Raw genomic sequence first — 22419 nt, 5'->3', positions numbered from 1 at the left:
TCCGGCCAGAAGCGGAGATCGCTTAGTAACGGAGATCCGCTAGTAACGGAGACCCGCTAGTAACGAATCTCCCAGCCGATCCGGAGCGATTGCGGGCGAAGCGGCGTGATCTGCGGCCGGGTCGCCAGGGTGAAGGGCGATCCCATGGCGAAGCGATTGCCGGCTTCGTCGAGCAGGTTGGTCAGGCTGAATGTCAGGGCATGGCGGCCGCGCTGGAGCCGTCCGCCGAGGCTGAGGTCGAGCGTTTCGCCCTGCTCGCGGCCGAAGACCGGACCAGCGCCGAGCCGGGACCGGCCGGTATAGCGGGCGGCGGCGTTGAGGCCGAGGTTGAGATCGGGCCCGATCCGGATGCGGTAGTCGACGCTCATCCGGCCGCTGAAATCGGCGACGTTGGGAAGCGGGAAGCCGCTGACCAGGCCGATCCCGGGCACGGGATTGGTGACCTGGCTGTCGTTGACCACGCCCGCAACCTCGAGATTGAGGCGCGGAAGCGGCCGCCAGGCGAGGCTGAAATCGGCCGTCCAGATCCGGCCATTGCCGATATTGGCGGTGATCGGCTCCCCGCCCAGGTCGACGGTGTCGGCCTGGATATCGGTCCAGCGCGTATAAGCGAGGGTCAGCTGGGCGGCGAGCCGGCCGTCGCGGGCGCCATGGCGAAGGCCGGCTTCGAGAGTCGCGACATTGTCGCTCCTGAACGCGGTGATCCCGAAGCCGGAAACGCCGACCCCGCCGGGGCGGAAGCTTTCCTGGTAGCGGGCGAAGAGGAGCAGATCCTCGCGAGCCTCGAAGGCGAGCGCGAGGGATGGGAGGAAAGCCACTTCCTCGCGCCGCCCGCTCATTCCCAGCGGTGTCAGGACCGGAACGAGGACGTCCAGCGATCCGCCGGATAGACGCGCGTAGGACAGGCGCGCGCCGGCAGCGAGAGTCAGGCGCGGCGCCAGCCGGAAGCCGACCTCGCCGAACAGCGCCCCCTCGCGCGCCGAGTTGCGAACGCCGGGAAGCGGAAACGGCGAATCGGGCGGGCCGCCCTGCCGGCGCTGGTCGGAAATGTTGCTGAGCAGGCTTGCCCCGATCAGCCAGCCGGCGCCTCCGGCGCCGCCGCGGCTCAGCCGGATTTCGCCCGACAGCATCTCGACGTCGGTCCGCTGGTCGAACACTTCGGCCGGCTCGCCTGGGAGGGCGGAATCGAACCGTTCCTGGTTGCGATGGCGGACGAGTCCGACCGAGGAAACGAGCCGGACGTCGCCGAGATCGCGGGTGACGACGAGGTCGCCGAGCAGATAGTCGCTTTCGAACGGCTGGGCCGTGCTGCTGTATCGGGTCAGTGGCGGCACCGGTCGGACATCGGGATCGTCGGCGAACTGACCGTCGCGGCCGCGAATGCGCTGGGCGGTCGCGCCGAGATCGACCGTCCAGTCGTCGCCGGCGAGTCGAAGCGCCGCCCGGCCGCCGGCCAGCCTGACCCGGTTGATGTCGCTGAGGCCCCGGCCGGGATCGTCGATATAGCCGCCCTCGCTGGCCCCGTAGACGACGGTGCGAAGCGCAAGCCGGTCCTCGACCAGCGGCAGGTTGATCACGCCGGCCCCGTCCACGCCCGGATCGCCATGCCGGGTCAAGGTGGCGCCGATCGTCGCCCGGCCTTCCACCTCGTCCAACCGCGGCGCGTTCGGAACCACCCTGAGGATCCCGCCGAGCGAGCCGGCGCCGTAGAGGGTGCCCTGCGGTCCGCGAAGCAGCTCGACCCGATCGATGTCGTAAAGGCGCAGGTCCGGATCGGGGGTTGTGTAGCTGATCCGTGTTTCGCCCAGATAGCGGCCGGTGGTCGCCTGGGTCGGCCCGTTGAAGCTGGAATCGGCGATTCCGCGGACGAACAGCTTGTTGCGTCCGGGCCCGAGATGGGTCGAGCTCATCCCCGGAAGCCGGGCCACCAGCGCCTCGTTTCCGGAAAGCGTCCGGGCGAATTCCGGATCGTCGCCGTCGACGATGTCGACGCTTGCCGGATAGAAAGCGAGCGGCATCTGCCGGCGGGCCGCGGTGACGATGATCTCGGCCTCGGGCAAGGGCGGTGGCGGGATTGGCGGTTCGGCCCGCCTCGGCGGCTCGGCCGGAGCGGGCCGGGTCGGGCGACGGGCGCCGCGGACGATCCGGAAGGTATGGGCGTCGATCCGCCGATAGTCGGCGCCGCTGCCGCGAAGCAGTCGCTCCAGCGCTTCCTCGACCGTGAGATGGCCACGAACCGCGGGGACTCGCCTCGACGAGAGCCGCCGATCGGAAACGCCGATCGTGATCCCCGCCTGCCGGCCAAGCGCAATGGCGGCGTCGCCGAGCCGGCCTGCCGGAAGATCGAGCCGCTGCCGATGGGAGGCGAGGGCGGCATCGGCCGAAAGCAGGATCGAAGCGGCGACGATCGCCCTAAGGAGTGTCACCCGCCCCTGCCGTCAACGTCCATCCCTCCTCCGCTCGATGCACCCTGACACCGGCCACCCCTTCGACCCGGCGGAACACGGCCGGCGCATCGCCTTCCAGGATGATCACTCCGGTGAAACTCCGACCTGCCACCGAATGGCTGGCCCTGACATGAACGCCCAGATTGCGCGACAGGTCGGCGGCCACAGCCGCAAGCGGAGCGTCGGAATAGATCAGCCGGCCCTGCCGCCAGCCGCCGATCGCGCCGGGATGACGGCGAGCGACGCTCGGCGGCCCGCCGCCCTGGCGCGACAAGGCCATTCCGGCATCGATCCGGATCGACTGGCGGTCCGGGTTGAACAGCACCGCGCCCTCCGCAACCGCGACCTCCAGGGCCTCGCCGTCGCGAACCACGTTGAACACCGTTCCGAGATCGCGAAGCACGGCGTCGCCGGTCTGGACCTCGAACGGCCGGGAATCGTCATGGACGATCGTGAACAGGGCCTCGCCCTGCTCCAGCCGGGCGAAGCGCGGCCGGCTCCGGTCGAGCACCAGCCGGGTCGAACCATTGAGGTCGATCCGGCTGCCTTCCGCAAGGGTGACCGAGCGCCGCTCGCCCGACCCGGTCTCGACGGCATAGGTCTGGTCGGCCTCCGGCTGAAGAATCGTGAAGCCGAGGAAGCCGGCAGCGGCCGCCGCCGCCGCGGCCCAGCCGAGAAAGGCGCGGCGGCTCGCGATTCCGGGCCGGAGCGGCACGGGCGCAGGTTCCGGCGCGGCCGGTTCGGGGGGAGCCAGCGAGTCCAGCCCCTCGTCGGCGATCGCCACCCGATCATAAGCGTCCGCGTGGCTGGGATCGGCCTCCAGCCAGCGGGTAAAGGCCTCCCAATCGGCCTCGTCGCCGTCGCGCAGCCTTACCAGCCAGCCGATGGCTTCCTGTTCCGCAGTCTCGTTCCTGACGGCCATCAGCGCCACCTCGGGCACAAGACGCCGCGCTTTGCTTTATTCCGCATCGCGCCGTCCCCTGAGTTCGACGAGCGTTCGATAGGCCTTCTGGAGATGCTTCTCGACTCCGCTGAGACTGATACCGAGTTCGTCGGCAATCTGCCGCTGACCGACTCCGTCGACCCGGTAACGCCGGAACACGTAATTGGTCCGTTCGCCAAGCGCCGCCAGAGCCGATTCCACCGCCGCCAGTTCCTCGCGGGCGATCAGCACCCGCTCGCCCGAAGGCTGGTCGGAAACGCCGAGCTCCGCGCCTGCGGTTGCCTTCGTCCAGTTCTCGTCGCGACGGGCGCTGCGGTGGGTTCCCCGGCGATGGTCGAGCGCGAGATTGTTGGCGGCGCGGTAAAGATAGGCTGCCGGATCGGCGATCGGACCGGTCGCGGCCGAGGCCCGGATCCACAATTCCTGGAGCAGGTCCTCGGCCGAATCGCCGGCTCCCCGCGCCCGAAGAAAGCGCAGCAGCGCCGGGCGCTTTTCGAGGAACACGGCTTGAAGGCCATTGCGGGTCATCGCCGTCCGTCGCCAGGGATGAAGGGTTCGGCCGGCTGCCCCCTGCCCGCCATCAAGTCGTCCTAGGCCGCCCTTCCCCGACTGTCCAGAAAGGCGGCGGTTTTCCGGTGGGACGGTTGCGGGATCGAAGCCGCCGCGGCGTCTAGGCTCCGGAACCCGAAATGGTGCTGGCCTGCAATCGGCGTTCCAAATCTCGGTGGCCGGGAAGATTGCCCCCAGTTTTCCCGGTCACCACCCGGCGAGTCGGACCCGGCCGCCAGCAACGTCGGCGAAGCGCGGTTCCCCCGCTCGTCCCCCGATCGGTTCGAAGCCGCCGATTACGTTCAAGGTAGTCGCTCCGGGCGCGGTCGCGACACAGGAGGCTCCCGGGACACCGGAAATCGCCCTGTTCGAGGAGAAAAATGATGATCAGCCCGAAGGCGATCGCCGACGCCTGCATCGCCTTGTGGAACGAGAAGGATCCTGCCCGGCGGCGAGCGCTTTTCGAGCAATGGACGCCGGACCCAAGCTTCGAGGATCCCATGGTCCGAGCCGAAGGACACGATCGCATCGACGAGGCGATCACCGCGCTGCAGAACCGATTTCCCGGCCACCATTTCCGCCTTCGCGGCGCTGCGGACGGCCACGGAAATTATGTCCGCTATTCCTGGACGCTTGCGGCCGAAGGCGGCGAAGCCATCGCCGCGGGGACCAACTTCGTCTTTCTTCACGAAGGCCGGCGGATCGCGCATGTGATCGGCTTTCTCGACCCGGTCGGCAAGGGAGACTGAGCGACGGGTCCACGCCCCGCCGGGAGGACCTGTCCCGTTCCGGTCAGCGCAGCAGCATCGCCACCTGGGCGACCAGCAGCAGCAGGGTGGTCACCGCCACTCCGACCATTCCGAATATCAGCCGACGCTCGAGCAAGTCCAACTCCTCCTTCGCGACACTAGACGCCGCCGCGCCGCTTTTGCCGCACCTGTCTTCCGTCCCGCAATCCACCGGCCTTGTCCCTTTGTCGCGGCAGCGACGATCCCGGCTCCTGACCTGCCGTACTATATCAGCAATACAGAAAGAGGAAGCGGCCATTGCGGCCGGGCAAGCGCCGTTTCTTCAGACGGCGCTTGCGGAGCAGGCTGATCGGTAATCGATCAGGCTCGCCCTGCCGGATCGAAACGAGGAGGGCAGAACCGTCCAGGCGCTGAGAGGTTGTCTCGGAAGCAAGGCCCCGGCGGAAGTGCCGGGGCCGCCGCAGCCCGACTTGCAGCCTGAGGAATGACCGAATGACCGACGATCCCAAACCGCCCCTTCCCGAGCAGCAGCAGCCGGTGCCCGGCCGGACCGCCGACATGGACCCGAAGCCCGATCATGGCGAGGAGAGCTATCGCGGATCGGGCCGGCTCGAGGGCAAGCGCGCGATCATCACGGGCGGCGACAGCGGAATCGGCCGGGCGGTGGCGATCGCCTTCGCGCGGGAAGGCGCGGACGTCCTGATCTCCTATCTCGAAGTGGAAGAAGAGGATGCCGCCGAAACGGCCCGCTGGGTCGAGCAGGCCGGCCGGCGCTGCGTTCGCGTTCCGGGCGACATCGGCGATGCCGGCCAATGCCGGGCGATCGTCGATCGCGCCGTGGCGGAACTTGGCGGGATCGACATCGTCGTCAACAATGCCGCCCACCAGATGACGTTCGAGGAGATGACCGACATTCCGGACGAGGAATGGGACCGAACCTTCCGGACCAACATCCACGCCATGTTCTATCTCGCCAAGGCCGCGGTCCCGCACATGAAGCCGGGATCGTCGATCATCAACACGACCAGCGTCAATGCCGACACGCCGCGGCCGGACCTGCTGGCCTATGCGACCACCAAGGGCGCCATCCAGAACTTCACCGGCGGCCTCGCCCAGCTGCTGGCGGACAAGGGGATCAGGGCGAACTGCGTTGCGCCCGGCCCGGTCTGGACCCCGCTCATCCCCTCGACGATGCCGCCGGAGCAGGTGAAATCGTTCGGCCAGCAGACCCCGATCGGCCGTCCGGCCCAGCCGCGCGAACTCGCCCCTGTCTACGTGATGCTGGCGAGCGATGAAGCGAGCTACGTCTCGGGCGCGACCGTGGCCGTCACCGGGGGCAAGCCGATCCTCTGACCGGAAGGCCCGAACGCGTGCGGCGTTCGAGGCCGGCGGCCGTTCCGGAGCCCCTCAGCCGGTGCCGCTTTCGACGCTCCGGTCGCTCCTGGCGATTTCTTCCAGTTCCTCGATCGACAGGCCGGCCGGGATCGAACCCTGGAGCGCTCCGTCCCCAGCTTCCCGGTGCGCCTTGTCGGTCGGAACGCCGCTTTGCGTGTGGCTCTCGCTCGACGCCACCGCTCCGCCTCTCGCGCTGTCGCGGCTCGCTTCGTCGAGGTCGCGATCGTCGGCCGAGGAGGGTTTGCGGTCCTCGCTCATGCCGGCTCCGCCTCCACCGGCTGGCCGAGCGCGGCGAGAAGTTCCCGGGCCACGCGTTCGGACGATTGCGGATTCTGGCCGGTGACGAGATTGCCGTCTCGCACCGAATGCGGCTCCCAGTCCGGCGCGGCCTGCCAGATCCCGCTTAGTTCCTTCAGCCGGTCCTCGAGCAGGAAGGGAACGACGTCGGTCAGGCCGACACCCGCTTCCTCGCTGTTGGTGAAAGCGGTCACGCGCCGGCCGGCAACGATCGGCTGGCCATCCGAGCGCCGGGCGCTCACCAGTCCGGCCGGGCCGTGACAGACGGCGGCCACGACCTTGCCTTCGTCGAACATCCGCCCGACCAGCCGGGCCAGAGCCTCGCTTTGCGGGAGGTCCCACATCGTCCCGTGGCCGCCGGGAAGGAAGATTGCGTCGAAGTCCTGATCGGCCACCTCGTCGATCGACGGAGTCGAGCGGACGATCGCCCGGGCGGTTTCGTCGGCCAGGAAGCGCTCCACCGAATGCGGCACCTCCTGCGCCTCCGCGGGCTCTTCGCCGGGCCCGCCGCCCGGATCGGGCGGAAGGCTGCGCGGATCGAACGGCACGTCGCCGCCGGCGATCGACGCCAGGGTGATTTCGGCGCCGCCCTCGCGCAGAGCGAAATAGGGGCTGGCCAGTTCTTCGGCCCAAAGGCCGGTGGCATGTCCGGTGTCGCCCATCCGGGCATGGGAGGTGGTGACGATCAGGACTTTCGGCGGCGCCATATCTCTTCTCCGACCAGGCGGGCTCGGGCGGGCCCGCCACTGCCCCCTTCAAACGGGCCGGGCTCCCTCAGGTTTCCCGACTTCCGGCCCGATATTCGACGGATAAACGGCAGCGCAGCGACGGAGCGCCCGAATGTCCGGACGATGAGGATCGCGGGGGCGGGAGCGGCCTGCGATTGGCCGCGATCAGTCCCGGCACTTGGCGCGAATCCCAAAACGGGGCAGATGTGGACCGAGCGGATTAATCGCCCGTTCAAGCGCTGGGGGGAATCGGTGGCGGCAATGGAGATTGGCCGTTGATCCTGGCGGGAGCCGCCATGATGCTGCTCGCATTTGCGGGGGCCGACGATCGTTCGCGCCCGCAGCCGCCGCAGGTGCGCGGCTCCGTCTCCGTTCGCCAGCAGATCATCATCCGGGTTCCGGCCGGGATTCGCCGGGTCGCGCCCGCCGGCGCCTCGCTGATCCAGTGGCAGGAACGTCGCGGGCCGCGCTGCATTTCCGCCAACCGGATCGTCGGCGCCACCCTTCTGGGCCAGAACAGCGTCGACCTGATCCTTCGCGACAACAGCCGGGTCAGGGCGCGGCTGGAGCGGCGCTGTCCGGCCCTCGATTATTATTACGGCTTCTATGTCAACGCGACCGAGGACGGGGAAATCTGCGCCGATCGCGACGTGATCCGGTCCCGGGCCGGGGGCGCCTGCCAGATCGACGAATTCCGGTCGCTGAGGCCGGCGCGGCCCTGAGCCATTTCACCCGGTTCGACAGTCGATCGAAGGCCGCCTGCACGGAGATTCGAGCGGTCCCCGACGGCCGACCTCGAACAAGCCCTCGCTTGACAAGGCGGGACGCTTGGCACAAGCGCTTCGTCAAACGGCTTTGGCCTGAAGAGAATAAAGCCTAACCCCCGGATCTTCCATGAGCTTCGCCGATCTCGGCCTTTCCGAAGAACTGCTCCGCGCCGTCGCCGAAGCCGGCTATGACGAACCGACTCCGATCCAGCGGCAGGCGATTCCGTCGGTTCTGATGGGCCGCGACATCATCGGCATCGCCCAGACCGGCACCGGCAAGACGGCCGGATTCGTCCTGCCGATGATCGACGTGCTGGCGCAGGGCCGGGCGCGGGCGCGCATGCCGCGGTCGCTGATCCTGGAACCGACCCGTGAACTCGCCGCCCAGGTCGCCGAGAATTTCGAGAAATATGGCAAGCACCACAAGCTTTCCATGGCACTGCTGATCGGCGGCGTGTCGATGGGAGACCAGGTGAAGGCGCTCGAAAAGGGCGTCGACGTGCTGATCGCCACGCCCGGGCGGCTGATGGACCTGTTCCAGCGCGGCAACATCCTGCTGACCGGCTGCAACCTGCTCGTGATCGACGAGGCCGACCGGATGCTCGACATGGGCTTCATCCCGGACATCGAGCAGATCTGCACCAAGCTTCCGGCGACTCGCCAGACCCTCCTCTTCTCGGCCACCATGCCGCCGCCGATCAAGAAGCTTTCCGATCGCTTCCTTTCGAACCCGAAGACGATCGAAGTGGCCCGGCCGGCGACCGCCAATGCCTCGATCGAGCAGCAGCTGCTGAAGGTGGATCCGCGCAAGAAGAAGGAGATACTCGCCGACCTGCTCCGATCCGACGAGGTCAAGACGGCGATCATCTTCTGCAACCGCAAGACCACGGTGCGCGAGCTTGCAACCAGCCTGAAGCGCCGTCATTTCGCCGCCGGGCAGATCCATGGCGACATGGAGCAGTCGGACCGGCTCGCCGAGCTCGACCGCTTCAAGCGCGAGGAGATCAACATCCTCGTCGCCTCCGACGTCGCCGCCCGCGGGCTCGACATCAAGGGCGTCAGCCACGTCTTCAACTTCGACGTGCCCTGGCATCCCGACGATTATGTCCACCGGATCGGCCGTACCGGCCGCGCCGGTCGGACCGGGATCGCCATCACCTTGGCGACACGGGAAGATGCCGAAGCGATCGACAATATCCAGAAGCTGATCGGCACAAAGATTCCGGAAATCCAGGGCAGCGATCGCGGACCGGAGCCGGAAGCGGAAGAAGCGGCCGAAGCGGCCGAGGAGAAGCCGAAGCGCAAGCGCCGATCGAGCCGTTCGGACAAGGCCGAGGCGCAGCCGGCAAGTGCCGAGCCGAAGGCCGAGACGCCGGCGCCGAGGCGGGCAAAGTCCGAGGCTGGCGGCGAAAAGCCGGAGCGCAAGGAGCGCTCCCCCCGTCGCGGTCGCGAGCGCGAGCGCGAAGTCGAAGCGACGGAAGAAGGCTGGAACGGCCCGGTCCCCAGCTTCCTCAACTTTGGGTTCGGAAGCTAGGAAGCCCGGCTAGCCGAGGTGGCGCTCGAGCAGGATCGACGTCGAAACCGAGCCGACGCCTGAAGCCGCCGCCACCGCCGAGCGCGCTTTCTCGATCTCGCCGACATTCTCCGCATCGATCCGGACGATGAGGTCCACCGGGCCGCTCAGCGAATGGATCATCGCGACGGCGGGGATTCGCTTCAGCTTCGGGACGATCTCGGCGCAACGCCTACCGGTTTCGAACGTGACCATCAGATAGGCGGATTGCCGCTCACCTTGCCCCGCCCCTTCCACGACGGTGAAACCGGCAATGATCCCGGACGACCGAAGCTTGGCGAGGCGCTCCTGCGTGGCGCTGCGCGACAGATCGAGGTCGCGGGCCAAGGCGACGATCGAACGCCGTCCATCGCGCCTCAGAAGCGTCAAAAGCAGCCTGTCCTTGTCGTCCACCCCGGCTCCCCCGACCGGCAAAGTGCCGGCGTTTCCGGCATCATGCCGAATGAAACCGGCGCAGCAAATGGGCCAGGAGTGGGTGAACGACAAGGAGAAAGCCGATGGAACTGGACCTGGACCGAACCGTGCTGCTTCCGGTGGACATGCAGCTTGCCTTCGATTCCGAAGCCTGGCCGCGCCGGTGGAACAAGGCCGTCGATTCCAACGGGCGGGCTCTGCTCGAAACCTGGCGGCGATCGGGACGGCCGATCATCCATGTGAAGCACGATTCCGTAACTCCGGGTTCGACGCTCGCTCCGGGCCAGTCCGGAAATGCCTTCCGGCCCGGCTTCGAGCCGCTCCCCGGGGAGCCGATCGTCGCCAAGAGCGTCAATTCGGCCTTTATCGGCACCGATCTCGACCTGAGGCTGAAGCGGATCGGCGCCCGCCATGTCGTCGTCTTCGGGATTTCGACCGACATGTGCGTTTCGACGACGGTCAGGACGGGCGCGAACCTGGGCTGGGACATGATCCTCGTGCCCGAAGCCTGCGACTGTTTCGACCTTCCCGACGCCCAGGGCGGAACGATCCGCGCGGAGGATGTGCATGCCGCCCATGTCGCGACTCTGGCCTTCGAATTCGCTCGGATAGCGACGATCGACGCCCTTGCCGGCAGGGCGGCCGGCTGAAGCCACTCAGCGCCGGCAATATCTCGCCCGGAACTCCGCCGCGAACGCCGCCAGCCGCTGCTCAGCGATCGCCGCTCTCAGCCCGGCCATCAGCTGCTGGTAGAAGTTGAGGTTGTGCTCGGTCATCAGCATCGCGCCGAGGATTTCGCCGCTTCGGACGAGATGGTGAACATAAGCGCGGCTCCACTGGCTGCAGACGGCGCAGCCGCAGGAGGGGTCAATCGGATCCTTGTCCTCGGCGAACCGGGCATTCTTGATATTGATCGGCCCGTCCCAGGTGAAAGCCTGGCCGGTTCGGCCGGAGCGGGTCGGGAGCACGCAATCGAACATGTCGATTCCGCGCTCGACCGCCCCGACAATGTCGTCCGGCTTGCCGACGCCCATCAGATAGCGCGGCCGATCCTGCGGAAGCTGGCCCGGAGCGAAATCGAGACAGGCGAACATCGCCGCCTGCCCTTCGCCGACGGCGAGGCCCCCGACGGCATAGCCGTCGAAGCCGGTGTCGATCAGGGCGTCGGCCGAAGCCTTGCGAAGCGCTTCGTCGAGCCCGCCCTGCTGAATCCCGAACAAGGCGGCGCGTTCGGCATGCTCGCCGCCGGAATCGAACGCTTCGCGCGATCGCCGGGCCCAGCGCATCGATCGCTCCATGGCCGCCGATTGCTCGTCGCGGGTCGAAGTGGTCGGGACGAGCTGGTCGAAGGCCATGACGATGTCGGAGCCCAGCAGCCGCTGGATCTCGATCGACCGCTCGGGCGAGAGCATGTGGCGGCTGCCGTCGAGATGGCTGGCAAAGGCGACCCCCTGCTCGCTGACCTTGGTGAGGTCAGAGAGGCTCATCACCTGATAGCCGCCGCTGTCGGTCAGGATCGGTCGTTCCCAGCCCATGAAGGCGTGAAGCCCGCCGAGCCGCGACACCCGCTCGGCACCGGGCCGGAGCATCAGATGATAGGTGTTGCCGAGGATGATGTCGGCGCCGGCCGAGCGGACGTCCGCCGGCTTCATCGCCTTCACCGTCGCGGCCGTCCCCACCGGCATGAAGGCCGGGGTGCGGATCTCGCCGCGAAGCATGGCGATGGTGCCGGTGCGGGCACGGCCGTCGGTGGCGGAAATGGAAAAGGAAAAGCGCGAGGCCAGATTCTTGTCATCCCGGCAGCGCCGGGATCTCCCTCAACCTTGAATTGGTGCCGGATACGCCGGCGGCTTTCGCCGGAATGGGCGCGAGCGTCAATGGAGCGACGCTGCCGACCCGGATCGCCCACTCATGTTCGATTGTCAGGACGCCAGATCGCCAAGCACCGACTCGATCCTCTCCACGCGCCGAAGCGGCGCCTCGATCTTTTCCCGGAGCAGCCATCGGCCCTCCTTCTCCTCGAGCCCGGCGGCGCTCGGGTCGACGTCCACGCCCTCCTTCGGAGTGAAGGCGATGGCAGCGGGCCCGGCCTCGATCTTCTCCATTCCCGCCGATCGGGCGATCATCCGAAGCCGGGCGATGGCGAGGAGGATCTGCGCCGGCTCGGGAAGCTCGCCGAAACGGTCGCCAAGCTCGTCCTCGAAGGCTTCGAGCGCCGCCGGCTCCGACATCCTTGCAAGCCTGGCATAAAGCTCCAGCCGAACCTCCTCCTCGGGGATCCATTCCGGCGGCAGCCGGCCTTCGATTCCGAGGCGGAGCACCGGGACCCAGTCCTCCAGAATTTCGCCGCGCGCCTGCCGAAGCGCGGCTTCCAGAAGGTGCTGGTAGAGATCGACACCGATCAGCTTCATGTGACCCGTCTGCTCGTCGCTCAGGAGGTCGCCCGCGCCGCGCATGTCGAGGTCGCGAGCGCTGATCGCAAAGCCGGCGCCGAGCCGGTCGAAGGCCTGGAGCGTGTTGAGCCGGGCCAGGGTCCGCGGAGCGATCTGCACATCGGGAGCGGTCAGCAGGTAAATCTGTCCGCGCCGAGCGCCGCGCCCGACCCGGCCGCGAAGCTGGTGGAGCTGGGAAAGCCCGAATCGGTCCGCGCGCCACACGATCATCGTGTTGGCCCGGGGCACGTCCAGGCCCGCTTCGATGATGTTGGTGGCGAGGAGAACGTCGCCCGCGCCTCCGGCGAAGGCGACCATCGCCTCGTCGATCTCGGCGGCGGGCATCTTCCCATGCGCCTGGAGCAGTTCCAGTTCGGGGGCGATGGCGGCAATCTGCTTCGCCATCGGCTCGATATCTTCCACTCGCGGGACGACGAAGAAGCTCTGCCCGCCGCGGGAGCGTTCGCGAAGCAGCGCCGTCCTCACCGCCTCGGGATCGAAGGTGCCGATCGCCGTGCGGATCGGCTGCCGCCGGGCGGGCGGGGTGGCGATGACCGACAGTTGCTGAAGACCTACAAGCGCGCTCTGCAGGGTGCGCGGGATCGGCGTGGCGCTGAGCGCCAGCACGTGGCCGGAGCCCAGCGCCCGAAGCTTGGCTTTGTCGGCGGCGCCGAATTTCTGCTCCTCGTCGACGATCACCAGCGCCAGGTCCTTGTAGGCGACCGCCTTTCCCGCGACGGCGCCGGTGCCGACGACGATCCGGATCGACCCGTCCTTCAAGCCGGCGACGGCGCGCTTCTTCTCGGCCGGGGTCGAGAGTCGGGACAAGGCGGCGACTTCGATCCCGAGATTTTCGAAGCGCTCGCGAAATGTTTCGAGATGCTGGCGAACGAGCACCGTCGTCGGCGCTGCCAGCGCAACCTGCTTTCCGGACAGGGCCGCGATCGCGGCGGCCCTGAGCGCAACCTCCGTCTTGCCATAGCCGACATCGCCGACGACCAGCCGGTCCATCGGCCGGCCGGACCGGAGATCCTCCTGGATGGCGGCGATCGCCTTGGCCTGATCGGCGGTTTCGGTGAACGGAAAGCCGGCGACGAACCGCTCATATTCGGGCGGCTCGGGTTCGAGGACCGGCGCCGTCCGCTCCAGCCGTTCCGCGGCCAGGGCAACCAGGCTTCGAGCCGTTTCGGCCACCGCCTCGGCGACTCCGGCCCGCCTTTTCTCCCAGGTCGAGCCGTCGAGCTTGTCCAGAGCGACCGCCTCCTCGTCCGCGCCATAGCGCCAGAGACGGTTCGACTGCTCGACCGGGACCAGCCGCCGGGCGTCGCCCGCGAAGCGAAGAAGGATCGCGTCGCCGCCCTCCGGCACCGACTCGAGGCCGGCAACGACGGCAATCCCATGATCTTCATGAACGACGACATCGCCGGGGCGAAAGCCGCTGAAGTCGAAGGGCTGCACGTCCCCACCGACCGATCCTTCCGAATCCCGCTGGGCCCGGCTGCCGAGCAGGTCCGCGGCGGCGACGGCAAGGATCTCGCGATAACGGAAACCCCGCGGCACCGGCATTCCGAGCATGAGCAGGGCGCCGGGCTTGGCCGCCAGCACGCAATCCCAGCCTCGCACCGCTTCCGGCTCCCGACCGAGGGTCCGGGCGGCTCGGCGCCCGAGGAAGCGCAGATCGCGCGGGGTTCCGAGCAGGACCAGTTTCTGGCCGGCCGACAGCGCTTCCCGAGCCAGCCTGGTGAAGGCCCGCAGCGGCGAGCGCGCCTCGACGAATCGCGGCGGCGGTTCGCCGAGGCCGTCCGCCGGCTCGATCGAAGAGCGGCTGGCGAGCGCGGCCTGCCAGCGCTCGTTGGAACAGATATCGCGAAGGGCCCGGGCCGGTCGCCGGCGAGCCGCATCGGCGGCTAGCGCCAGGAACCGCCTTCGACGCTTGTCCGCTCCCGGATCCAGCGCCACCCCAGCGCCGGGCAGATGGTCGAGGAGAGTCACGCCCTCGTCGCCGAATTCGGGTTCACTCACCCGGCCGAGTTCGAGCCGCTCGCATTCGCCGGTCGTCAGCTGGCTGCCGGGATCATAGGGACTGATCGATTCCACCCGTCCGTCCTGAACCTCGATCCGGAAGGGCTCGCCGGCATCGGCCGGATAGACGTCGATGACCTGGCCGCGAACGGCAAGCTCGCCCGGCTCGTCCACGCGATCGTCCGGGACATAGCCGATCGATTCGAGTTCGGCCGCGAAGGCGCCGAGATCCATCGGCTGCCCGACCTGGACGATGGGCGGCGCCGAATCGAACCGATCCGGGGCAGGATAGAGCCGGGCCGCGGCCTCTCCGGTCGTGACCAGCGCTATGGTCGGCCGCCGGGGCTCGCCAAGCGCGGCTCGGAGCTGACGGAGCGCCGTCGTGCGCTGGCCGACATTCGATGGCGACGGAGGCGCCGACTCACCGGGCAAAGCGTCGCTTCCGGGGCAAAGCAGCACCAGCCGGTCCGGAGCGCCGCCCTTCAGCGCTCGGCTGATCTCGATCGCCCGCGGTTCGTCCGCGGCGACGAAGACCAGGTCCCCGCTTTCCAGCGCATTGAGGAGGCCGACGACGATTTCGCTGATCGATGGAGTGCCGCCGGTCCGGCTTGCGCCGTCCGGCGCAGGTTTCGAAAGTGCCGTTGCCACAGGATCCTCGCGACCGGGGAGAGTGGCCGAACGGACAAGGCCGACCGCCGTTCCCCGCGGCCGAATGCAAAGCTGCGCCTTGTCAGTGGAAGGGAGCCTCCTGGCAGCCGGGAAGCTTTGGGGCCGATCGCGATCGGCCCACCAGCTAAGCGCAGGCCTAGCGAGCGTTCCCGGGCGAGGGCGGCGAGGCGCCTTCGATCATGTACCAGGGGGTGGGCCCCAGGTCATATGGAGGTGCCGGGTAAAGCCAACGCAGGGCTTCTTCGGCCGCTCCGTGATAGATCGTGGCGTGAGTAGCGATGGCGCTCCGGTCCGAATAGCGCAGTTCCAGCGTCCCGGCGGGGAGCCGGCCGAGACCGGTCCGAAGCAGGTCGACGCCGTCCTGCATCGTGCCGCCCTCGTCCGCCATCGCCAGATAAAGCCGACGACCTGACAAGGCACCGGCCGGCAAACGCGCCGGCAGGTCGCGCAGTCCCCGCCGGTCGTCCCACCAGAGGCTTGGACTGATCGCAATATAATCGTCGAACAGGTGCGGCTTTTGAAGCAGAGTATCGACGACAAACAGGCCGGCCAGCGATTCCCCCATCAGCGCCTTTCTCCCGCCGGCCGGGTACCGAGCTCCGATGAAAGGCACGACTTCTTCCTCCAGAAACCGTCTGAACCGGTCCGCGCCACCGCTTTCCGGAAAGGCTGCAAGGTAGCGCGGATCGGTTGGCCTCGGAGTCAGCTCCGACCGCCTCTGCTTGGTCTGGATGCCAACGACGATCATCGGCCCGAAGGTCCAACTGAGCGAGCCCAGCTGAGCCAGTCCCGCAATGTGATGGAAATCCTGCTCCAATCCGCCATCGAGAAGGAAGACGATCGCGTAGCGCTGAGGAGCGGAGCGATCGTAGCCGGAAGGCGCCCAGACGTTGATCTCGCGCGTGCCGCCGAGGATTGCCGAAGGCAAGGCGAACGAGGTCCCGCTGTGGATCGGCCGTTGCTCGACGGCCCCCTCGACAGAAGTAGGCTGGCCGAAAGCGGGACTCGCGCCGAACACGGCAACGGCCGCAAGCCATTTGATCAGCGCCTGCATATCAGCTCCTCGCAGCCGATCTAGCAGAGCGCCGGCGGGAGCAACAAGACTTGGTAGGTGGCGACGCTCGGGACGGCAGGTTGTTTTTGGGGCGACGAATTCCGGATCAACGGGGCGAGTCGAGGAACGGCCGCCGAGAGGGTCCGTTGTGGACTGTGGCCCAACGGCCAGTGTCACCCCCAAACCCGGAGTATTCCATGAACCAGAAGATCGTGTCGGCCGTGTTCGACAACCATTCCGAGGCGGAAAGCGCCGTTCGTGCCCTTCGCGAAGCGGGCGTTCGGGACAGCGCGCTGTCTGTCATCGCCCGCCATGACAGCGGCGACGGCGACTATGGCGGAGCGCACACGCACGAGGCGAAGGAAAAGGGCGAAGGCCTGGTCAAGGGTGCTTTGGCCGGCGGCGGTGCCGGCGCCCTGCTTGGCCTCGCGGCTCTGGCCATTCCCGGCGTCGGTCCGGTGGCGGCCGCCGGCGCAATCGCCGCATCAGCCATTCCGGAAGCAGCGGCGATCGGCGCGGGCGCAGGCGCCCTGGCCGGCGGACTGACCGGACTTCTGACGAAGCACGGCGTCAGCGAGGAAGATGCCGGCTATTATGAAGGCCGGATCAACGAAGGCGGAGTCTTCGTTTCCGTCGATACCAGCGAGGCCGGAATCAGCGGCGAAGCCGCCCAGGACCTGCTCTACCGTCATGGCGGCCACAGCGCTTCGCGCGCCAGGGCCGGCGCGACGCTCTAGAAGCGACCACGCTGCGACGCTCCGGCCCGGAGCCGGGGCGTCGCGGTACAACCTGGCCGTCAGATTTCCCGGGGCTGCTCGTCCTCGGGCTCGGCTTCCTTCACCAGATCCTTCTTGAGGGGCGAGAGCATCCACAAGGTGGCGATCGTGACGAAGGACAGCAGGATCGCGACGTCATAGCTTCCAAGGCCCACCGCGGTCCCGGTCGCGCCCGTGGCCCAGAGGCTTGCCGCCGTCGCCGTGCCCTTGACGCTTTCCTTCATTCGAAGGATTGCTCCGCCGCCGATGAAGCCCATTCCGGTGATGATGCCCTCGACGATCCTGGCCATCGCTTGAGGATCGTCGGCAACCATGGTTTCGGCCGCCTGGACGAAGCCGCAACTTGCCACGGCCACGAGCGGAAAGGTTCGAAGGCCGGCGCTTCGCTCCTGCCGTTCCCGGTTCCATCCGACCGGTAGGGCGAGCAGATAGGCAGCTAGCAAGGCGATTAGGTTGGGCAGGATATCGAACGGGTTCGCCCCGAATAGGTCAGCCATTTCGATCCTTCTGCCGTCGACCGCCCGTCATCGCCTCGTCGTCCCGACTGCCAGCCAAGCGGGCGGGCCCGCCCCGATCCGGTCGCCGATCCGAATCCATCAGCGCGCGGACGAGGGGAAGATGACGCTGACGCTCACCCCCCGCTCGCTTTCAACGATCATCTGCCCGTTGATCTGCCGGACCAGGGTCTGGATCAGGCCGTAGCCCAGCGATCCTTCGCGGACGACGGCGCCCATGCCTGCGCCATCGTCGGAAACAGTGAGCCTGATCTGCTCTTCAGCGTCGCGATCGCCTTCCACCAGGATCGATCCCCGAGCCGGTGCTGGAAAGGCATATTTGACGGCGTTCGTGATCAGCTCCGTGGCGATGATCCCGAGCGGGATGGCCACGCCCGCCTGCACGAGAATGCCCTCGCTCACGTCGCATTCGAGCCGGATGCTGTCGTCCCGGTCGGTGATCGGCTTAAGCGCCCCGCAAAGATCGCCCAAATAGGTGGCGAGATCGACGCGCTGCGCGCTTTCCGACCGGCTGAGAAGATCGTGAACCCTCGACATCGCCATCAGGCGGTCCTGAGCCTCCTGGAAGAGCGACTTCACTTCCGGGTCGCTCTGTCGCCGGCCCTGGATACCAAGCAAAGCGGAGGCGATCGAAAGGCTGTTCTTGGCGCGGTGATTGACCTCGGCAAGCAGCATTTCCCTTTCCGTCACCAGCGAGGTCAGCAGCCGGTTGGCGTCCTGAAGCTCGCGGGTCCGCTCGGCCACTCGGCTTTCCAGCTCGTCGGTTAGCTTCCGGAGCGCCTGCTCGGCCTCGAATCGGCGGGTGATGTCGAGATAGGAAAGAAAGTGGTGGAGGACCGTGCCCTGGCCATCCGTCAGCGGACTGGCGAAGAGCGCGGTCCGCAACGGCGTTCCGTCTTTGCGGTGCTGAACGATTTCCAGGCTGATGTCCTCGCCCGAATCCATCGCGGCCTGGTACTTGCGGATCGCCTCCGGATCCGTCCCCTCGCCGTTCATGAAGTGCGGATCCTGGCCGGTCACTTCTTCGGCGGAGTAGCCGGACAGGCGAAGAAAGGCATCGTTGGCGAAGACGATCGGGTTGTCCGGAAGGGTCGCGTCGGTGACGATCATCGGCATCCGGGTGAGCCGGACCGCATCGACGAAGATCCCGCCGCGCTGCCGGACATTGTCGATCCCGAGCTCCGAGCGGGTTCGGGCCGCCGTGTCCCCCAGTCCTTCCCGATAGTCGTTCATGGCAATGGCGCTCCTGGGTTCCGCTCAAGCTCAGCGAAGGACGAGGCGAAGTCAAGCAACCGCCTGAACGGCCGAAGGAAGCGCCGATCGGTGAGCGAGGTTCGAAAATCGGCGGGCGCGGGTCAGCGCGGGGCGCGATCGCGACCGGCAACCCCGACTCCCGATCCGATTAGCGCATCAGCCCCGCGGCTTTCAGCGCCCTTTCGATCACGTCGCCGACACCGTCCGCCGCCGGCTTCGGTGTCCGGCGGCCGCGAGCCGGCCGTTCCGCCGTTCCGGCTCCCCGCCGGGCTTTCCCGGCCGGAAGCGGTGCGAGGCCGAAGAAGGCCGCGATATGGCCGGTGGAACTGATGCCCACGTCCAGCATATGAGCGCCCGCCTCGCCGAGCTCGCCTGCGCCGGTCCCGGGATCCAGCGGTATGCCATGGCTCATTCCGGTGATCATATATTGCTCGATCAGCGGCGTACCGTCGGCGCCCAGCCAGGAGCGCCGCGGATAGCCGCCGACTTCATCCACTCGCCCGGGCTTCGGCTCCAGGCCGTGAAGGTCGGCCCATTGAAGGACGATCGAATCGGCATTGCTGGGCACCACCGTATGATCGGCGCTTCCCTGCCACACCTGCAACCGCGGCCATGGCCCCTTGTGGGGAGAGGCGCGGCGAACCTTGCTTCCCAGTTCCCGGGCATCGGCGCGCGCCCGGCCGCCCATGCAATCGAACGCCTCGCCGACGCCGGAGGCACAGCCATAGGCGACTCCCGCAATGATCGCTCCAGCCGCGAAGACCTCGGGGTAGGTGGCCAGCATGGCCGCAGCCATCGCTCCGCCCGCCGACAGTCCGGTCACGAACACCCGGCCCCGGTCGACGTCGCGGATCGCTGCGAGCGAATCGATCATCGCGCGGATCGAGGCCACTTCGCCCATCCCGCGCTGAGTATCGTTGCCGGAGAACCAGTTGAAACAGAGCGACGGATTGTTGGCCCGCTGCTGCTCCGGAAAGAGCAGGATGAAGCCATGCCGGTCGGCCAGCCGCGACCAGCCCGAACCGTGATCGTAGACGGCGGCATTCTGGGTGCAGCCGTGGAGCACCACCACCAGCGGCGCCGGCCCGCTGAGCCCCGCCGGCGCATAGAATCGGCCGTTGAGGTTTCCGGGATTGTTCCGGAAGGCCGGAAGGTCCTCGAGCCGGTCGACCGCAGCCGACGGAGCGGCAAACGGGCCCGAACCCTTGCGGCCTCGCCGGGAGCGGAAATCGGATCCTGGTCGTCGCATTCATCACTCCCCAAGGCCTGCTCCGGAACGGGAGACAGCTGGTATCGGGCAACGCCATAGCCGATACTTTGTTGCAGTGCAGCAAAATCGGCGTCGACGCCGTGATCAGGCCGATCTCCTGTCGCGCCCGGGGCGAGGAGTGGCAGGCGCGGAAGGAGGCGGCGTTCTTCAACCGCTCAGGTCGAGCTCCCAGCTTTCGCCCTGCTCCGGCCGGCCGAACGCGTCATGAACTTCGGTGGAGACGATCCTGAACCCCGCGCCCTCGTAAATCCGCCGGGCGCTTTCAAGGACGCTATGGGTCCACAGCCGCACTTTACGGTAGCCGGCCCGGCGAGCGAATTCGACGCATTCGGCGACGAGCGCCTGGCCGATTCCAAGGCCGCGCGCCCAGGGCTCGACATAAAGCAGCCGGAGCTGGCCGACGCCTTCGCCGGAATCGACGATCAGGACCGAGCCGGCCATCAGGCCTGCCCGCTCGGCGACCCAGCATTGCTCGAGTCCCGGCTTGAAATTCTTCAGGAAGGCGGCGGCGATCTCGCTCTGGAGGATCTCCATCGGCCGGCCCCAGCCATAGGCCTGGTAGAGGATCGACTGGCGCGAAGCGAGCAAGGCGAGATCGCCGGTCCGGAAGGTCCGGATCGTCCAGGGAACCTCCCGCCCCGACAGCAAGGCCGTCACCGTCGCCAAAGCGGCGACCAGGGTTGCCTGGTCGGTTTCGCTCAACGCCTCGATCCGGCTCGAGACTTCCGCCCTCGTCCTTGAATCGAGGGCGGCGAACACCTCCCGCCCGACAGGGGTGAGGCTGATCGGGCGCCGCCGGCCATCCTCTCCGCGATCGCGCCGGATCCAGCCGCGCGCCTGGAAACGGCGAAGGATCCGGCTGACATAGCCGGCGTCCATGCCGAGCTCGGCCTGGAGCTCGGCGGCGAGAACGCCGTCGCGCGTCGCGACTTCGTAGAGCAGCCGGGCCTCGGCAAGGGAAAGGTCGCTTTCCAGGTAATGGGCGTCGAGCGCTCCGGCGAAGCGGGTGTGAAATCGGTTGAAGGCTCGAACGGCCGAGACGGCATCTTCCATCGGCGAAGCCTGCCATAATAGTTGCCGATGTCAACTTTCTGGCAGGTTGGGGCTGCCTTCGCTCCGCCGCCCGAGCCGCGCAGCCTGCCGAAAAGACAGGAACAAGCCGAAGCTTCACCTCCTTCCTGACCGACCGCGCGGGCGCTGATCGCCCGGAAGGCGGGTTTCCCGAAGGAAAGGAACCGAACATGCTGAGGAACAGAGTTGGCCGCCGGGTGATGGCGGCGTTCGGGGGCGTGCTTATCCTCTCCGGGGTGGGGACGGCAGGGGCAGCGGTGGCCGCGGAGTTCCGGGCCACGCTGAACGGCGACAGGATCGTGCCGCCCGGCGATTCGGACGGCTGGGGCCGGGCCAAGGTCGTCGTCGACGACATGCTCAACCGGGTCTGTGTCGACCTGGAGGTGCGCGACATCGGCGAGGTGACCTCCGCCCGGCTCTACCGCGGCGGCGAGGGCGAAACGGGATCTCCGGTAATGTCTCTCGATCGCCCGGATGGCCAGGACCAAGACGAGGATGATTGCGACTCGGTGGGCGACGCGCTGGCCGACGAGATCCAGTCCAACCCTTCCGGCTTCTATGTGCTCGTGACCACGACGGAGCATCCGGAGGGCGCGCTTCGCGGGCAGTTGATGCCGAGCGCGGGCTGATCCCAGGGTCCCTCCCGCGCCTGGCCGCGGGAGGGACCGATTGACTTTGCGGGGAAATCGCTTAGATGGCCCGCTTCGTCTGGCGGTCCGACCGTCAGGCATCCGTCCGAGACAGCTGGCGTCCCTTCGGGACTTAATCTCCAGCCTAGACGGGGAAGAGTTTTCAATCCGCCGAGGCGCAATGCCGAGGCGGGTCTGCCGATGTCTTCGGCTCGAACCCCTCCCCTTCGGACAATGTGCGCTCGGCATCTGCCGTGCGCGCGTCGCCGCGTCGCGGATGGTCCGCGGCGCGTCATTTGGCCAACCGGCGGACTCGACCGCCGGAAAGCTAAGGGAGTAAGCATGGATCGAGCTCAGAAAAGAGAGCTGGTCGCCGAGCTCAAGCAGACGTTCTCCGAGACCGAGGTGGTCGTGGTCACCCGCAATCTCGGCATGTCGGTGGCCCAGTCCACCGCCCTGCGGAACCGAATGCGCGATTCCGGCGCCCGGTACAAGGTAGCGAAGAACCGGCTCGCTCTCATCGCACTCGAGGGCACGCGCTACGCCCCCATCAGCGAAATGCTGACCGGGCCGACCGCGATTGCAACGTCCGCCGACCCCGTTTCCGCGGCCAAGGCCGTGGTCGATTTCGCCAAGACGACCGATCGTCTCGAAATCGTCGGCGGGGCGATGGGCGATACCCTCCTCGACGCGGATGGAGTGAAGGCGCTCGCCGAGCTTCCGTCGCTCGACGAACTGCGTGCCACGATCGTGGGCCTCATCCAGGCGCCCGCGACCAAGGTGGCCCGGGTCGTCCAGGCGCCGGCAGCCCAGCTGGCCCGAGTCCTTCAGGCTTATGCCGACAAGGAAGCCGCCTGAATTTTCG

21 protein-coding genes are annotated in these 22419 nt (G+C 67.6%); 8 read left to right on the top strand and 13 right to left on the bottom strand.

The features are described from left to right. Positions 1-56: 56 nt before the first annotated feature. Genes ACRYLT_RS08885 through ACRYLT_RS08875 form a run of 3 tightly spaced genes read right to left on the bottom strand, consistent with a single transcriptional unit; the run spans position 57 to position 3918 of the window. On the bottom strand, positions 57-2426 hold the full coding sequence (locus ACRYLT_RS08885) for a TonB-dependent receptor (RefSeq protein WP_482663727.1): 2370 nt from the start codon (positions 2424-2426) through the stop codon (positions 57-59). After that, positions 2413-3369 (bottom strand): FecR family protein, encoded by a 957-nt coding sequence (locus ACRYLT_RS08880; RefSeq protein ID WP_482663726.1) that lies wholly within the window; start codon positions 3367-3369, stop codon positions 2413-2415. The genes ACRYLT_RS08885 and ACRYLT_RS08880 overlap by 14 nt, the downstream gene beginning before the upstream one ends. Positions 3370-3405: 36 nt before the next feature. Then, positions 3406-3918, bottom strand: coding sequence for an RNA polymerase sigma factor (locus ACRYLT_RS08875; protein WP_482663725.1), 513 nt, complete (start codon positions 3916-3918; stop codon positions 3406-3408). 401 nt (positions 3919-4319) lie between these two features. Between ACRYLT_RS08875 and ACRYLT_RS08870 the strand changes: the two genes are divergently transcribed. Beyond that, positions 4320-4688: a nuclear transport factor 2 family protein gene (locus tag ACRYLT_RS08870; RefSeq protein WP_482663724.1), complete on the top strand. Its 369-nt coding sequence runs from the start codon at positions 4320-4322 to the stop codon at positions 4686-4688. Positions 4689-5180: 492 nt separating this feature from the next. Continuing rightward, positions 5181-6041, top strand: a complete 861-nt coding sequence (locus ACRYLT_RS08865) for an SDR family oxidoreductase (protein ID WP_482663723.1) — start codon at positions 5181-5183, stop codon at positions 6039-6041. Between the two features lie 54 nt (positions 6042-6095). Here the strand turns inward: ACRYLT_RS08865 and ACRYLT_RS08860 are convergent, their stop codons facing one another. Both ACRYLT_RS08860 and ACRYLT_RS08855 read right to left on the bottom strand, forming a co-directional pair. Then, complete coding sequence (locus ACRYLT_RS08860; protein WP_482663722.1) at positions 6096-6341, bottom strand: hypothetical protein; 246 nt, start codon at positions 6339-6341, stop codon at positions 6096-6098. Next, complete coding sequence (locus ACRYLT_RS08855; protein ID WP_482663721.1) at positions 6338-7087, bottom strand: type 1 glutamine amidotransferase domain-containing protein; 750 nt, start codon at positions 7085-7087, stop codon at positions 6338-6340. Before ACRYLT_RS08855 ends, ACRYLT_RS08860 begins: the two co-directional genes overlap by 4 nt. Positions 7088-7404: 317 nt before the next feature. On the opposite strand from ACRYLT_RS08855, the gene ACRYLT_RS08850 reads away from it, so the two are divergent. After that, entirely contained in the window at positions 7405-7830 is a 426-nt protein-coding gene (locus tag ACRYLT_RS08850; protein ID WP_482663720.1) for a hypothetical protein, read from the top strand. 172 nt (positions 7831-8002) lie between these two features. Then, complete coding sequence (locus ACRYLT_RS08845; protein ID WP_482663719.1) at positions 8003-9409, top strand: DEAD/DEAH box helicase; 1407 nt, start codon at positions 8003-8005, stop codon at positions 9407-9409. Between the two features lie 9 nt (positions 9410-9418). Here the strand turns inward: ACRYLT_RS08845 and ACRYLT_RS08840 are convergent, their stop codons facing one another. After that, entirely contained in the window at positions 9419-9841 is a 423-nt protein-coding gene (locus ACRYLT_RS08840) for an Lrp/AsnC family transcriptional regulator (RefSeq protein ID WP_482663718.1), read from the bottom strand. Positions 9842-9945: 104 nt separating this feature from the next. Between ACRYLT_RS08840 and ACRYLT_RS08835 the strand changes: the two genes are divergently transcribed. Further along, a complete protein-coding gene (locus ACRYLT_RS08835; RefSeq protein ID WP_482663717.1) occupies positions 9946-10512 on the top strand; it encodes a cysteine hydrolase family protein in 567 nt (188 codons plus the stop codon). A 6-nt stretch (positions 10513-10518) separates the two neighbouring features. Here ACRYLT_RS08835 and tgt read toward each other — a convergent pair whose 3' ends face one another. From tgt to ACRYLT_RS08820, 3 genes are all read right to left on the bottom strand, one after another. Beyond that, positions 10519-11646 carry a tRNA guanosine(34) transglycosylase Tgt gene (tgt, locus tag ACRYLT_RS08830; RefSeq protein WP_482665428.1) on the bottom strand — a complete coding sequence of 376 codons (1128 nt, stop codon included), beginning with the start codon at positions 11644-11646 and terminating at the stop codon, positions 10519-10521. A gap of 138 nt (positions 11647-11784) precedes the next feature. Beyond that, a complete protein-coding gene (locus ACRYLT_RS08825; protein WP_482663716.1) occupies positions 11785-14964 on the bottom strand; it encodes a TRCF domain-containing protein in 3180 nt (1059 codons plus the stop codon). A gap of 157 nt (positions 14965-15121) precedes the next feature. Then, positions 15122-16039: an alpha/beta hydrolase gene (locus ACRYLT_RS08820; RefSeq protein WP_482663715.1), complete on the bottom strand. Its 918-nt coding sequence runs from the start codon at positions 16037-16039 to the stop codon at positions 15122-15124. Positions 16040-16236: 197 nt separating this feature from the next. Here ACRYLT_RS08820 and ACRYLT_RS08815 point away from each other — a divergent pair, with 197 nt between their 5' ends. After that, a complete protein-coding gene (locus ACRYLT_RS08815) occupies positions 16237-16776 on the top strand; it encodes a hypothetical protein (protein ID WP_482663714.1) in 540 nt (179 codons plus the stop codon). Between the two features lie 59 nt (positions 16777-16835). Here ACRYLT_RS08815 and ACRYLT_RS08810 read toward each other — a convergent pair whose 3' ends face one another. The 4 genes from ACRYLT_RS08810 to ACRYLT_RS08795 all read right to left on the bottom strand — a co-directional run bounded on the left by ACRYLT_RS08810 (position 16836) and on the right by ACRYLT_RS08795 (position 20907). Further along, entirely contained in the window at positions 16836-17312 is a 477-nt protein-coding gene (locus ACRYLT_RS08810) for an MgtC/SapB family protein (RefSeq protein ID WP_482663713.1), read from the bottom strand. 99 nt (positions 17313-17411) lie between these two features. Then, the gene (locus ACRYLT_RS08805) at positions 17412-18563 is read right to left on the bottom strand and encodes a sensor histidine kinase (RefSeq protein WP_482663712.1); all 1152 of its coding nucleotides are present in this window, start codon (positions 18561-18563) and stop codon (positions 17412-17414) included. Between the two features lie 169 nt (positions 18564-18732). Next, complete coding sequence (locus tag ACRYLT_RS08800; RefSeq protein WP_482663711.1) at positions 18733-19833, bottom strand: extracellular catalytic domain type 1 short-chain-length polyhydroxyalkanoate depolymerase; 1101 nt, start codon at positions 19831-19833, stop codon at positions 18733-18735. 168 nt (positions 19834-20001) lie between these two features. Further along, the gene (locus ACRYLT_RS08795; protein WP_482663710.1) at positions 20002-20907 is read right to left on the bottom strand and encodes a bifunctional helix-turn-helix transcriptional regulator/GNAT family N-acetyltransferase; all 906 of its coding nucleotides are present in this window, start codon (positions 20905-20907) and stop codon (positions 20002-20004) included. 188 nt (positions 20908-21095) lie between these two features. Between ACRYLT_RS08795 and ACRYLT_RS08790 the strand changes: the two genes are divergently transcribed. Next, positions 21096-21554, top strand: a complete 459-nt coding sequence (locus ACRYLT_RS08790; RefSeq protein ID WP_482663709.1) for a CHRD domain-containing protein — start codon at positions 21096-21098, stop codon at positions 21552-21554. A 342-nt stretch (positions 21555-21896) separates the two neighbouring features. Further along, positions 21897-22412 (top strand): 50S ribosomal protein L10, encoded by a 516-nt coding sequence (gene rplJ, locus ACRYLT_RS08785; protein ID WP_482663708.1) that lies wholly within the window; start codon positions 21897-21899, stop codon positions 22410-22412. Positions 22413-22419: the final 7 nt, after the last annotated feature.

It is taken from the genome of Sphingosinicella sp. SM1-17 (assembly GCF_056821765.1).
The sequence above is the reverse complement of the archived record's forward strand: the minus strand, read 5'-3'. Positions and strand labels throughout refer to the sequence as shown.